Genomic DNA, 11,766 nt, shown 5'->3' on the forward strand with positions numbered 1-11,766 from the left:
CCTCAGGGCTACAGCTCCGCCCGGATCGCGCGGAGGATCGCGGCGGTGCGGTCGAGCGGCTCGACCTGCGTGCACAGGCGGTCCATCACCCGCCGGTACTGCTCCACGTCGGAGGGTTTGTCCAGGTACAGCGCGCCGCTGAGCTGCTCGAGGACGACGACGTCGGGGGCGTCGCGGTCGGGGAAGCGCAGGATCGTGAACGGGCCGCCTGCCGCCGCGTGGCCGTCGAAGTGGAACGGGGCCACCTGGACCTTCACGTTCGGCCGCTCGGCGAGCGCGACGAGGTGGTCGAGCTGGGCCCGGCCGAGCTCGCGGCCGCCGATCATCCGGCGCAGCGCCGCCTCGTCGACGACCGCCCACAGCCGGGGCCCGCCGGGCGCGTCGAGCAGCGCCTGGCGCCGGATGCGCAGCCCGACCCGGCGCTCGACCTCGCCCGGGTCGTCGTGCACGACGCTCAGGACCGCCCGCGCGTAGTCGGGGGTCTGCAGGAGACCGGGGACGAACTGCACCTCGTAGGTGCGGATCAGGCTCGCGGCCCGCTCCAGCCGGATGTAGGACTCGGCCCAGTCGGGGCGCAGGTCGTGGTAGCGCCTGCGGTCCTCGTCCTGCACCGGACCCCCCGATCGACCCGCCGGGTCGGGCGGCTCGGCGTCAGTCGGCGAGGTCGTCGAACTCCCCGGCGCGGACGCCGTCGAGGAACGCCGCGATCTCGGCGCGAGTGTAGACGAGCGTGGGACCGGTCGGATGGCGGGAGTTGCGCATCGCCACCGCCCCGTCCGGCAGGGCCGCCACCTCCACGCAGTTGCCGCTGGGGTTGCTCGCGGAACTCTTGCGCCAGGCGAGCGTCGCTTGCAGATGCACGTGCAGATGTTCACGCACCAGCACTTGCAGATGCAAGCTCGTTCCGACACGATCGGGTTGCGGTCGACACGGCGGCGGTCGTGCGACACACAGCGATGGCGGGGGGCGTACGTGGACTCGGGGGGATGCTCGTGAACCGGTCGTGGGAGGCGGATCCGCCGTCTCGGCGGGGCGCGGACGAACCGGCGGGCCCGGCGCGGGTCACCCCGCTGCCCGGGATGGGCGATCCCGACGCCCCCGGGCTGACCAGCCCGCTGCACTTCCGCCTCGCCGACGAGCTGGCGCCGATGGTCGAGGTCTGGGAGCGGCTGCTGACGCTGCACCTGCCCGACCGCACCGGTCGCTGCCGCACCTGCACCCAGGGCGGCACGGGCCTCCCGGGCACCGCGTGGCCGTGCGCCCTGCACGGCATCGCCGAGCTCGCCCGGCGCCGCCACACCCGCGCGCAGGGCGCCTGAGCACCGGCGGCCGGCGCCTCCCCTCGGACGTCGGCCGCCGTGTACCACCGGCGTATCTTGCCGGGGCCCATGAAGCACACCCATCTCGTCCCGAGCGTGTTCACGGTGCTGCACGACCCCGTCACGGGGCGCGCCGCGACCGGGCCCCGCGCTGTCCGCGCCGCCCTGTTCGGCGCCCAGCTGGTGAGCCTGATGGTCGCCGGGCGGATCGCCGTCGAGGGTGACCGGGTGGTCGTCGTCGGCCGCCGCGGCCCCCGCCACGACGACCCCGTCGGGGACCTCGTCGTCGCCGCCGTCGCCGCCCCGGGCGAGCCGCGGGGGGTGCGGGAGTGGGCGGGGGACCTCGGCGGCGCCGTCCACGACCGGACCGCCGAGGACCTGGTCGACGCGGGTGTGCTGCGCTGGGAGGCGCCGCGGCGGCTGCGCACGGCCCCGCGCTGGCCCGCGGCGGACCCGGTGCGGGCCGTCCGCGCGCGGCTGGAGCTGGAGCAGCGGGTCGCCGACCCCGGGTCGTTCGACCTGCCGGGGGCGGTCGTGCTCGCGCTCGTGCTCGCCGCGGGGGCGGACGACGTCCTCGTGACCGGGTCCGGCTTCCTCGACGAGCTGGTCGCCGAGCTGCCCGCGGGTCCGGCCGCCGTCGTCACCGCGCTGGCGGAGGTCCCGGTGCGGGCCATGCCCGGTGGGGGCCGGTTCGCGGGTGCGCGGCTGCTCGTCGAGGGTGCGGTGATGCAGCGCCGGGCCGAGGCCCCGCACGCCCGGCCCGGGCGCTCCGGGCTGCGGGAGCGGCACGACGCCGGAGCGGCCCTCGTCGCCGCCGACCGCCCGCACGACGCCGTGCCGGTGCTGGAAGAGGTCGTCGCCGAGGCCGTCCACGACCTCGGCGCCACCGATCCGGACACGCTCGTCGCCGAGGGCAATCTGGCCGTCGCCTACCTCGCGGCCGGGCGGCCCGGGTCCGGCATCCCGCTGCTGGTCGACACGCTCGACGACCGGGAGCGCACGCTCGGGGCCGACCACCCGCTCGCCCTGACCGCGCGGGACGTGCTCGCCGCGGTGCACCGGACCGCGGACCGGCCCGCCGAAGCACTGGCGCACTACCTGCTGGTGGTGGCCCACCGCACCCGGGTGCTCGGCGCGGCCCATCCCGACACGCTCACCTCCCGGCTGGGGGCGGGCCTGAGCCACGCCGACGACGGCGACACCCGCGCGGCGCTGGTCGTGCTCGGATCGGCGCTGCGCGACGCGCAGGAGACCTGGGGTCCGGGGCACCGCACGACGGTCGCGATCCGCGCCGCGCTCGCGCACTGCCTCGACGCGGCCGGGCGCCCGGTCGAGGCCCGCACGGAGTACGACCGGGCCGCCCGCGACGCCGCGGACGGCCTGGGTCCGGCCCACCCCGACACCGCGGCCCTGCGGGAGATGCTGGCCCCGCGCTGACGCGTCGGCCTAGCGGGCCGGCCGCAGGTCCAGCAGCCGGGGGCGCACGTCGTCGAGGGCGACGCGGACGGCGCCGAGCAGCACCCCGCGGTCGGCGAGGGTGGACGCGGCGAGCCGGACCGGCCGGGCCGCCACGCGGGCGACCTCCCGCCGCAGCGGGGCCAGCAGCACCTCGCCCGCGGCGGCCACGGCGCCGCCCACCACGAGCAGCTCGGGATCGAGCAGGGTCGCGAGCACGGCCAGGGCCCGGGCGATCCGCCGCGCCACGGCGTCGAGGACCGCGCGCGCGGCCGGATCACCGGCCCCCGCCGCGGCGACGACCTGCTCGGCCCGCACCGTCCGGCCGAGCTCGGCCGAGCCCCAGCGGCGCACGAGGTTGCCGATCGCGGCGGTGCCGCCGACGCCGTCGACGAGGTCGAGGAAGCCCATCTCGCCGACGCCCCCGCGGTGCCCGCGCACGACCCGCCCGCCCAGGCAGACCCCGGCGCCGAGGCGCTCCCCGGCGAGCACCAGCACCACGTCGTCGACGCCGTGGGCGACGCCGCGCCAGCGCTCCGCGGCCACGGCGAGGTTGGCGTCGTTCTCGACCACCGCCTCCGGGACGACGGGGGCGAGCGCGGTGCGCAGGTCGAGCGCGGCGAGCCCGGGGAGGTAGTCCTCGTCGGCGGACGCGCGCCCGCAGGCGTCGACCGGGGCCGGGACCCCGAGCACCGCGCCGAGCAGCTGCTCCGGGGCGGCGCCCGCGGCGTCGAGGGCGCGCCGGCAGGTCCCGCGGGTCAGGGCGAGCCGGTCGGCGGCCGGGACGTGCTCGTGGGCGAACACCGCGGCGGCCTCGCCAGCGACGGCGCCGCCGAGGTCGGCGACCGCCGCCCGCACCGACGTCGCGCCCATGTCGACGGCGAGCACGAAGCCCGCGCCGGGGCGGGGCGCGTAGATCCGGGCGGGGCGGCCGGGGCGGGCGGTACCGGGCCGCGGGGGTTCCACGAGCCAGCCGCGCTCGATCAGGTCGTCGCAGACGGCGTGCACGGTCGGGCGGGACAGGCCGGTGCGGGCCATGAGATCGGCGCCGCTGCTGCGACCGGCGTCCAGCACGACGTCCAGCACGGCCTGCGTGTTGAGCCGCCGCACCACATCGGTTCCGGACACCGGATCACCTTGACGGACCCGGGGGTAGTAACGCAAGGTGGTGAATCAATCCCACCGCTACGTCTTCGAGGAGCGCGATGAGCTCGGCAACGGCCACTTCCCCCACCACGGCGGCGCGGACGTGGTGGCGCGACGCCGTGGTCTACCAGCTCTACATCCGCAGCTTCGCCGACGGCAACGGCGACGGCCTCGGCGACGTCGCCGGGATCCGGGCGAAGCTCGGCTACCTGCGCGACCTCGGCGTCGACGCGCTGTGGATCAACCCGTGGTACCCGTCGCCGATGGCCGACGCCGGCTACGACGTGGCCGACTACCGCGCCGTCGAGCCCGCGTTCGGCACCGCCGACGAGGCCGCGGCGCTCGTCGAGGAGGCCCACGCGGCCGGGCTGCGGGTGATCCTCGACATCGTCCCCAACCACACCTCCGACGAGCACGAGTGGTTCCGCGCGGCGCTCGCGGCGGGGCCGGGGTCGCCGGAGCGGTCGCGCTACGTGTTCCGGCCGGGCCGTGGCGACGGCCCGCCCAACGACTGGCGCAGCGTCTTCGGCGGCCCGGCCTGGCAGCAGGTCCCCGACGGCGAGTGGTACCTGCACCTGTTCGACGTCAAGCAGCCCGACCTGAACTGGGAGCACCCGGAGGTCCGCGCGGAGTTCGAGTCGATCCTGCGGTTCTGGTTCGACCGCGGCGTCGACGGGTTCCGGATCGACGTCGCGCACTCGCTGGTCAAGGACCAGGCGCTGCCGGACGTCGGCCCCGACCGGCAGATGGACACCGTCGGCGACGGCGGGCACCCGTTCTGGGACCTCGACGGCGTGCACGAGGTCTACCGCGGCTGGCGGCGGGTGGCCGACTCCTACGCGGACCCGAAGATCTTCGTCGCGGAGGCCTGGGTGGCCTCGCACGACCGCCTGGCCCGCTACCTGCGCCCCGACGAGCTGCACACCGCGTTCAACTTCGACTACCTCGGCGCCCGCTGGGAGGCGGGCGACCTGCGGAAGGTGATCGACTCCTCGCTCGCCACGATGGGCGGGGTCGGCGCGCCCGCGACCTGGGTGCTGTCCAACCACGACGTCGTCCGGCACGTCTCGCGGCTGGGCCGGCCCCCGGCGACGGGGCACGCGCTGAGCGACCTCGCCCCCGTCGAGGAGCTCGACATCGAGCTGGGCCGCCGCCGCGCCCGCGCCGCCGCGCTGCTGATGCTGGCGCTGCCCGGCGGCGCGTACGTCTACCAGGGCGACGAGCTGGGCCTGTGGGAGGTCGAGGACCTTCCCGACGCGGTGCTCCAGGACCCGACCTGGGAGCGCTCCGGGCACACCGAGCGCGGCCGCGACGGCTGCCGGGTGCCGATCCCGTGGTCGGGCACGGCGTCGCCGTTCGGCTTCAGCCCCGACGGCTCACCCGCCCCGTGGCTGCCGCAGCCCGCCGGCTTCGCCGAGGTCAGCGTGCAGGCGCAGGACGGGGACCCGGCGTCGATGCTGACGCTCTACCGCGCCGCGCTGGCCCTGCGCAGGTCGCACCCGGCGCTGGGCGACGGGACGCTGGAGTGGCTGCCGTCCGAGGACGGGGTGCTGGCGTTCTCGCGGGGGGACGGGTTCACCTGCGTGGTGAACCTGTCGTCGGCGCCGGTTCCCCTGCCCTCCGGTGGTCGCGTCCTGCTGGCGACGGAGGCGGTGCTGGACGTGCTGCCCGTCGACGCGGCGGTGTGGCTGACGACGACCTGAGCGGGCCCGGCGCCGCCGCGCCGGGACCCCCGGGGCCGGTCCTCGGCTACGCCGCCCAGCCGCGGCGCGCCGACGCCCGCCCCTTACCCTCCGTGCGTGTCCCGAATGCGCCGTACCGCCCTCGCTGCCCTGATCGTGCTGTTCACCGTCGCCGGATGCGGTGCCGGCGGGTCGAACACCGACTGCGGCCTCGACGGCTGCACCGTCACCTTCCCCCGCTCCGGCGACGCGTCCGTGTCGGTCCTGGGCATCTCCGCGCAGCTCGTCGGCGTCGACGCCGGTGCCGCGACGATCCAGGTGGCCGGGCAGACCGTCACCGTCCCGGTCGGCGGGGAGACGCAGGTCGAGGGCTTCGCCGTCGGCGTCGAGTCCGTCACCGACACCGAGGTGGTCGTGCGCGTGCGGCCCGGCGCGGGCGGCTGAGCTACGCGAGCGGGTCGTCGACGTCGGGTTCGTAGACCCAGGTCCCCGCGTCCGACGGGTGCGGCCCGCGGCGCCGGTACGCGCGCTCGGGGATCCGGACGGGCATGTGCCCGGTGTCCTCGGTGTAGATCGTGGTGTCCCGGAACCGGGGGATCAGCCGAGGTGGGAGCCCCTCGCCGTCGAGCGCCACCTCCTCGGTGTGCCCGTCCCACGGACCGCCCACCAGCACTGCCGTCGCCATTGGTGCATTCTGCACCGCATGAGCGACGAGGAGTGGTACTACAGCCTGAAGGACGGCCGGGTCGTGACGGCCGACGAGGGCGTGCGGGCGGCCGACCGGCTCGGCCCCTACCCGGACCGGGAGACGGCCGCACGGGCGCTGGAGATCGCGCGGGAGCGCACCGAGGCCAACGACCGGGCCGACCGGGAGTGGAGGGGGAACGACGACCCCGACGACGACTGAGCGGGGGGTCAGGCGAGGCGGCGCCGTCGGGCGAGCACGGCGCCGCCCACCAGCAGCAGGGCCAGCCCGCCCGCGGAGACCAGGAACGGCAGCGAGCCCGGCTCGGTGCCGTACGCGCCGATGCCGACGAACGCGGTGACGGCCGGGAGCATCCCGAGCCCGCTGCCGACCAGGTAGTCGCGCGTGCGCAGCGCCGACAGCCCGCACGCCATGTTGATCACCGCGAACGGCAGGATCGGGACCATCCGGACGGCCAGGACGGCGACCAGCCCGCGGCGGCGCAGGAACGCGTCGAGGCGGGCCAGGCGTTCCCCGCCGACGCCGTCGAGCGCGGTGCGGCCCAGGTGGCGGGCGAGCAGGAACCCGATGGCCGCGCCGGTGAACGCCCCCGCCATCACGACCGGCACCCCGACGGCCCACCCGAACAGCACCCCGGCGGCGATGCTGAGGACGGTCGCGGGCACGGGCGTCAACGACAGGCCCGCGTAGAGCGCGGCGAACAGCACCGGGCCGGCCCATCCGGCGTCGGCGACGGCCGCGCGGACCTCGGGGAGCGGGGGCACCCCGACCGTCAGCGCCACCACGACGGCGGCCACGACGAAGGCGCCGAGCAGGGTGGGCTTCCACCATCGACGCACCGGACACCTCCTGGGCCTGGCGCCACGGTAGGGCCCGGGTCGGGTGTACGTCCTGCCGAACCGCCGTGGCGCGTGCGACCCTGATCGGGTGCTGCGCCGTGCCCGGCTGGTCGCGCTGGCCGTCGCCCTCGGCGCGGGCCTGCTCGCCGTGCCCGGGGTCCTGCCGGACGCGCCCCCCGAACCGACCCCGCCGCCGGTGCCCGCGTCGCCGGTGCCCGCCTCCCCGGTGCCCGCCTCCCCGGTGACGGCCGCCCCGACGGGGTCACCGTCCCCGGCGGTGCCGCCGGCCGACGCCGCCGCCGGGATCCTGGAGGACGTCGTGCCGCAGGTCGGGACGGGGACGACGGCCGTCGTCGCGGGGTCCGCGCCCGCACCGGGTTTCGGTCCGGTCCGGACGGTGCGCGTCGAGGTCGAGGGCGGCCTGCCCGTCGACGGGGCGGTGTTCGCCGGGTTCGTCCTCGCCACCCTGAACGACCCGCGCGGCTGGGGCCGTGACGGGGCGATGACGTTCGCCCGCACCGACGGCGACGCCGAGATCGTCGTGGTGCTCGCGAGCCCGGACACCTCGGCCGCCCTGTGCCGCCCGCTCGTCACGTACGGGAAGCTGTCCTGCCGCAGCGGCCCGCGCGCGGTGCTCACCTTCCACCGCTGGGTCCTGGCCCACCCCGACTACGGCGACGACCGCACCGGCTACCGGCACTACGTCGTCAACCACGAGGTCGGGCACGTGCTGGGGCACGGGCACGAGTCCTGCCCGGCGCCGGGTGCGCCCGCGCCGGTGATGCAGCAGCAGACCAAGGGCGTGCGGCCGTGCGCGCCGAACCCCTGGCCCTACCCCTGACGCAGGCGCCCAAGCAGCGGGATCGCCGCGATCTTGGCCTCGGTCAGCTCCGACCAGCGGATGCCGCCGGTCGGACGCCCGGTGCGGGCACCCCGGCAGTCGACGATCCGGTCGGGTGTGACGACGAGGTCGACCGGTGCGTCGTGGCCCGCGGTCGGGATCGTCCCCGCCGGGCGGACCTGCAGCTCGTGCACCGTCGTGACGACGAGCGTGTGCGGACCGATCAGACCGGCGGCGGTGGCGAGGGCGAACTCGAGGTCGGCGAAGCCCCCGCCCTTGCCGAGCCGGGCCCCGTCCTCGCCGACGGCCACGCAGCCGGTGACGACGAGGTCCACCGGTTCGAGATCGGCCACCGCGACCCGGCGCGCCGAGCGGGTGGCCCCGGCGATGGACGCGGCCCTGCGCGGTGTGTCGGCGAGGTGGTCGGGGTCGAGCAGGAAGAACGGGTCGGGCTCGGCCAGGCGCGGCACCGCCATGTAGACGGTGCGCCCGTCCTCCAGCGCGCGCTGCCGCACGGGGAGCTGCGCGGAGTCGGGGTTGGCCTTGACCGTCCGCGCCGCGGCCCACGCGTCGGTCCCGCGCAGGCGCTCGGCCGCGGCCTCGGAGCCGGTGAAGTTGGAGATCCGGTTGCGGGCTCCGGGGAAGCGGGACACGCCGCCGTCGACCAGCGCGGTCCACACCTCCTCGCGCAGCGCGGCCTTGGCCGCGAGCAGGTCGGCGTCGCCGCCCGCGTCGTGATCGTGGCGGGTGCTCACGACCCCGCGACGCGTCGCCGCTCGCCCTGCGCCCGCATCCGCGCCAGCACGGGCAGCGCGATGCTGGGCAGCACGGACCCGGAGCGGGCCATCACCGCGCGGCGCAGCGGGAGCGAGAGCACCAGGCGCTTGCCGTCGAGCAGGCCCATCGCGGCGTCGGCGACGGCCCCGGGGGTGAGGAGGGTCTTCTGCGAGTGCAGGATCGCGGTGTCGCGGTGGCCCTGCTCGGCGCGGACGAGCGCGGTGTCGGCGGCGTCGGGGCACAGGGCGTGGGCCCGGATTGGGATGCCGTCGAGATCGAGGTCGCCCTGCAGGCTGGTGGTGAAGTTCAGCACCGCCGACTTCGACGCGGCGTAGACCGCGAGCCCCGGGACCGGGCCGTGCGCCGACATCGACGCGATGTTGAGCAGGTGTCCGCCGCGCTCGCGCATCACGCCGATCGCGGCGCGGGACCCGTGGATGACGCCGTGGACGTTGGCGTCGATCATCAGCGCGATGTCGTCGTCGGACTGCTCCCAGACCTTGCCCGCCTTGAGCACGCCCGCGTTGTTGACCCACACGCCGACGGTCCCGAGCTCGACCGCGGCGGCGGCCACGCGGGCGTGGTCGGCGGCGATCCGCGCGTCCGCGGCGATCCCGGTCGCCCCCAGCTCGTCGGCCGTGGCGGTGACCGCGGCCTCGTCCAGGTCGGTGATCACCACCCGGTGCCCGCGCGCCACCAGCCGCCGCGCGATCTCCCGCCCGAATCCGCGGGCCGCGCCCGTCACCACCGCCACCGGAGCCGTTCCTGGGTTACCCACGGGTACACCCTCTCATCCGGTGCGCAGCCACCGACAGCCGTACGGGCCGAGCGCCACCGCCGCCGAGCCGTCCTTGCCGACCCGGACGGGTTCGGCGGTGGGATCGAGGACGTCGGTCAGCACGGTCCCGGCCAGCTCGGGCAGCACCGGCACCGCCTCGACGTCGTCGTCGGCCAGGTTGTGCAGGGCGACGACGGTGGCGCCGTCCGCGTCGCAGCGGTGGGCGAGGACGGGTCGGGCGTCCGGGCCGGGGTCCAGGACCGTGTAGGTGCCCCAGGCCAGCTCCGGGCAGGCCCGGTAGCAGTCGACGAGCAGGCGGAACCAGGCCAGCAGGGAACCGGGGTCGCGCACCTGGTCGCGGACGTTGACGTGCGCGGGGCCGTACTCGCCCTCGACGACCGGGCCCGGGAACGTCGACGGGTCGGCGGTGGAGAACCCGCCGTGCGGCTCGGGGGTCCACTGCATCGGGGTGCGGACGGCGAACCGGCCCTCCAGCGCGAGGTTCTCGGCCATGCCGATCTCCTCGCCGTAGTACATGACCGGCGTCCCGGGCAGCGAGAACAGCAGGCTGTAGACCATCCGGACCCGCCGCTCGTCGCCGCCGAGCATCGTCGGCAGCCGCCTGCGCAGGCCGCGACCGTAGACCTGCATGTCCTCGTCGGGCCCGAACGCGGCGAACACCTCGGCGCGCTGGGAGTCGGTGAGCTTGTCCAGCGTCAGCTCGTCGTGATTGCGCACGAAGGTCGCCCAGTGCCCGTCCTCGGGCGGGTCGGGGCGCTGCCGCAGCGCGTCGGCGAGCGGTTCGGCGTCGGCGCGGGCGAGCGAGAGGTACATCTGCTGCATTCCGATGAAGTCGAAGCACATCGTCAGCTCGTCGCATGCGCCGCCGCCGTCGCGGGCGCCGAAGAACGGCATGGTGTCGGGGTAGGGGAGGTTGACCTCGCCGAGCAGCACGGCCTCCCCGTTGCGGCGGCGCAGGAACGCCGAGAGGTCGGCGAGGTAGTCGTGCGGGTCGGGGAGGGCGACGGTGTCCTGCCGGCGGTCGGTCTGCAGCAGGAACGGCACGGCGTCGACGCGGAAGCCGGACAGGCCCAGCTCCATCCAGTAGCCCATGATCCGCGCGATCTCGTCGCGGACCTCGGGGTTCGCGACGTTGAGGTCGGGCTGGTGGGAGTAGAACTGGTGCAGGTAGTACTGCTTGGTCCTCCGGTCGTACTCCCAGCGGCTCGTCTCCTGGTCGGGGAACACGACGCCCTCGGCGGCGTCGGCGGGCCGCTCGTCGGCCCAGACGTACCAGTCGCGCTTGGGGGAGTCGCGGCTGCTGCGGGCGTCGACGAACCAGGGGTGCTCGGCCGAGGTGTGGTTGACCACGAGGTCGGCGATGACCCGCATGCCGCGGTCGCGGGCCGTGCGCACGAGCTCGACGACGTCGCCCGGCGTGCCCAGCCGCGGGTCGACGCCGTAGAAGTCGGTGATGTCGTAGCCGTCGTCGCGGTCGGGGCTCGGGTAGAACGGCATCAGCCACAGGCAGGTGACGCCCAGGCGGTCGAGGTGGTCGATGTGCTGGATCAGGCCCCGGAAGTCGCCGCAGCCGTCGCCGTTGCCGTCGGCGAACGTCTCGACGTCCAGGCAGTAGACCACCGCGTTCTTCCACCACAGGTCTGCGGTGCGGGACAGGTTCATGCGGCGTCCTCCAGCTGCGGCAGGACGTGGGCGCCGAAGGCGTCGATCCAGGCGTCCTGTTCCCGGCCGACGTGGTGCAGGGCGATCTCGTCGAAGCCCAGCGCGGCGTACTCGGCGAGCTGTGCGGTGTGCCGACCGAGATCGGAGGAGACGTTCACGACGCCGCGCACGACGTCGATGTCCACGTGCTCGGACACGATGTCGAACGTGTCGACGTGGTCGATGTCCCAGCAGACCGGCGGCGGGAACACGTTGCTGCGCCACTGCTCGTGCGCGATCCCCTCCGCCTCCGCCTCGTCGGGGGCCCAGCTGACGTGCACCTGCAGGTGCAGCTTCCCGCGCCCGCCGGCGCCGCGGTAGGCGTCGACCATCTCCCGCAGGTGCGGGAGCGGCGCGTTCGTGGTGATCAGGCCGTCGGCCCACTCGGCGCACCACCGGGCCGTCGCCACGCTGCACGCCGCTCCCACGAGCAGCGGGGCGTGGAAGCCGAAGACTGTCATCGCGTCCACTACCCGTTCGGGGAGCACCGGAAGCGCGACC

15 protein-coding genes are annotated in these 11,766 nt (G+C 75.8%); 6 read left to right on the forward strand and 9 right to left on the reverse strand.

The window, feature by feature from the left end; genetic code table 11:
- Nucleotides 1-8: 8 nt before the first annotated feature.
- Together H6H00_RS21625 and H6H00_RS21630 are read right to left on the reverse strand one after the other, a co-directional pair.
- Complete coding sequence (locus H6H00_RS21625; RefSeq protein ID WP_185717553.1) at nt 9-611, reverse strand: DUF5753 domain-containing protein; 603 nt, start codon at nt 609-611, stop codon at nt 9-11.
- A gap of 40 nt (nt 612-651) precedes the next feature.
- Nucleotides 652-891 carry a DUF397 domain-containing protein gene (locus H6H00_RS21630; protein ID WP_221776000.1) on the reverse strand — a complete coding sequence of 80 codons (240 nt, stop codon included), beginning with the start codon at nt 889-891 and terminating at the stop codon, nt 652-654.
- Nucleotides 892-1,079: 188 nt separating this feature from the next.
- On the opposite strand from H6H00_RS21630, the gene H6H00_RS21635 reads away from it, so the two are divergent.
- Complete coding sequence (locus H6H00_RS21635) at nt 1,080-1,319, forward strand: hypothetical protein (RefSeq protein ID WP_185717555.1); 240 nt, start codon at nt 1,080-1,082, stop codon at nt 1,317-1,319.
- Between the two features lie 69 nt (nt 1,320-1,388).
- On the forward strand, nt 1,389-2,756 hold the full coding sequence (locus H6H00_RS21640; RefSeq protein WP_185717556.1) for a GPP34 family phosphoprotein: 1,368 nt from the start codon (nt 1,389-1,391) through the stop codon (nt 2,754-2,756).
- 9 nt (nt 2,757-2,765) lie between these two features.
- Here H6H00_RS21640 and H6H00_RS21645 read toward each other — a convergent pair whose 3' ends face one another.
- The gene (locus H6H00_RS21645) at nt 2,766-3,902 is read right to left on the reverse strand and encodes an ROK family transcriptional regulator (protein ID WP_185717557.1); all 1,137 of its coding nucleotides are present in this window, start codon (nt 3,900-3,902) and stop codon (nt 2,766-2,768) included.
- A gap of 77 nt (nt 3,903-3,979) precedes the next feature.
- On the opposite strand from H6H00_RS21645, the gene H6H00_RS21650 reads away from it, so the two are divergent.
- Both H6H00_RS21650 and H6H00_RS21655 read left to right on the forward strand, forming a co-directional pair.
- Nucleotides 3,980-5,623: a glycoside hydrolase family 13 protein gene (locus H6H00_RS21650; protein WP_185717558.1), complete on the forward strand. Its 1,644-nt coding sequence runs from the start codon at nt 3,980-3,982 to the stop codon at nt 5,621-5,623.
- Nucleotides 5,624-5,719: 96 nt separating this feature from the next.
- The gene (locus H6H00_RS21655; protein WP_221775618.1) at nt 5,720-6,046 is read left to right on the forward strand and encodes a hypothetical protein; all 327 of its coding nucleotides are present in this window, start codon (nt 5,720-5,722) and stop codon (nt 6,044-6,046) included.
- Nucleotide 6,047: 1 nt separating this feature from the next.
- Here the strand turns inward: H6H00_RS21655 and H6H00_RS21660 are convergent, their stop codons facing one another.
- Complete coding sequence (locus tag H6H00_RS21660; RefSeq protein WP_185717559.1) at nt 6,048-6,287, reverse strand: hypothetical protein; 240 nt, start codon at nt 6,285-6,287, stop codon at nt 6,048-6,050.
- An 18-nt stretch (nt 6,288-6,305) separates the two neighbouring features.
- On the opposite strand from H6H00_RS21660, the gene H6H00_RS21665 reads away from it, so the two are divergent.
- Nucleotides 6,306-6,509 (forward strand): hypothetical protein, encoded by a 204-nt coding sequence (locus H6H00_RS21665; RefSeq protein ID WP_185717560.1) that lies wholly within the window; start codon nt 6,306-6,308, stop codon nt 6,507-6,509.
- Between the two features lie 8 nt (nt 6,510-6,517).
- Here H6H00_RS21665 and H6H00_RS21670 read toward each other — a convergent pair whose 3' ends face one another.
- Entirely contained in the window at nt 6,518-7,147 is a 630-nt protein-coding gene (locus H6H00_RS21670) for a TVP38/TMEM64 family protein (protein WP_185717561.1), read from the reverse strand.
- An 88-nt stretch (nt 7,148-7,235) separates the two neighbouring features.
- On the opposite strand from H6H00_RS21670, the gene H6H00_RS21675 reads away from it, so the two are divergent.
- Nucleotides 7,236-7,988, forward strand: coding sequence for a DUF3152 domain-containing protein (locus tag H6H00_RS21675; protein ID WP_221775619.1), 753 nt, complete (start codon nt 7,236-7,238; stop codon nt 7,986-7,988).
- Here H6H00_RS21675 and H6H00_RS21680 read toward each other — a convergent pair.
- Genes H6H00_RS21680 through H6H00_RS21695 form a run of 4 tightly spaced genes read right to left on the reverse strand, consistent with a single transcriptional unit; the run spans nt 7,979 to nt 11,726 of the window.
- Nucleotides 7,979-8,743 carry a 5-formyltetrahydrofolate cyclo-ligase gene (locus tag H6H00_RS21680; protein ID WP_185717563.1) on the reverse strand — a complete coding sequence of 255 codons (765 nt, stop codon included), beginning with the start codon at nt 8,741-8,743 and terminating at the stop codon, nt 7,979-7,981. The two genes, H6H00_RS21675 and H6H00_RS21680, sit on opposite strands and share 10 nt — an antisense overlap.
- Entirely contained in the window at nt 8,740-9,543 is an 804-nt protein-coding gene (locus H6H00_RS21685; protein ID WP_185717564.1) for an SDR family NAD(P)-dependent oxidoreductase, read from the reverse strand. Before H6H00_RS21685 ends, H6H00_RS21680 begins: the two co-directional genes overlap by 4 nt.
- A 12-nt stretch (nt 9,544-9,555) precedes the next feature.
- On the reverse strand, nt 9,556-11,226 hold the full coding sequence (locus H6H00_RS21690) for an alpha-amylase family protein (RefSeq protein WP_185717565.1): 1,671 nt from the start codon (nt 11,224-11,226) through the stop codon (nt 9,556-9,558).
- A complete protein-coding gene (locus H6H00_RS21695; RefSeq protein WP_185717566.1) occupies nt 11,223-11,726 on the reverse strand; it encodes an LLM class oxidoreductase in 504 nt (167 codons plus the stop codon). The genes H6H00_RS21690 and H6H00_RS21695 overlap by 4 nt, the downstream gene beginning before the upstream one ends.
- Between the last annotated feature and the right edge of the window lie 40 nt (nt 11,727-11,766).

The organism is Pseudonocardia petroleophila (assembly GCF_014235185.1).
Lineage (GTDB): Bacteria > Actinomycetota > Actinomycetes > Mycobacteriales > Pseudonocardiaceae > Pseudonocardia > Pseudonocardia petroleophila.

What these genes read in the sequence shown, in the direction of transcription:
- H6H00_RS21650 (WP_185717558.1), top strand. Translation starts at nt 3,980, where the DNA reads ATGAGCTCGGCAACGGCCACTTCCCCCACCACGGCGGCGCGGACGTGG.
- H6H00_RS21695 (WP_185717566.1), bottom strand. Translation starts at nt 11,726, where the DNA reads ATGACAGTCTTCGGCTTCCACGCCCCGCTGCTCGTGGGAGCGGCGTGC.
- H6H00_RS21635 (WP_185717555.1), top strand. Translation starts at nt 1,080, where the DNA reads ATGGGCGATCCCGACGCCCCCGGGCTGACCAGCCCGCTGCACTTCCGC.
- H6H00_RS21665 (WP_185717560.1), top strand. Translation starts at nt 6,306, where the DNA reads ATGAGCGACGAGGAGTGGTACTACAGCCTGAAGGACGGCCGGGTCGTG.
- H6H00_RS21690 (WP_185717565.1), bottom strand. Translation starts at nt 11,226, where the DNA reads ATGAACCTGTCCCGCACCGCAGACCTGTGGTGGAAGAACGCGGTGGTC.
- H6H00_RS21660 (WP_185717559.1), bottom strand. Translation starts at nt 6,287, where the DNA reads ATGGCGACGGCAGTGCTGGTGGGCGGTCCGTGGGACGGGCACACCGAG.
- H6H00_RS21640 (WP_185717556.1), top strand. Translation starts at nt 1,389, where the DNA reads ATGAAGCACACCCATCTCGTCCCGAGCGTGTTCACGGTGCTGCACGAC.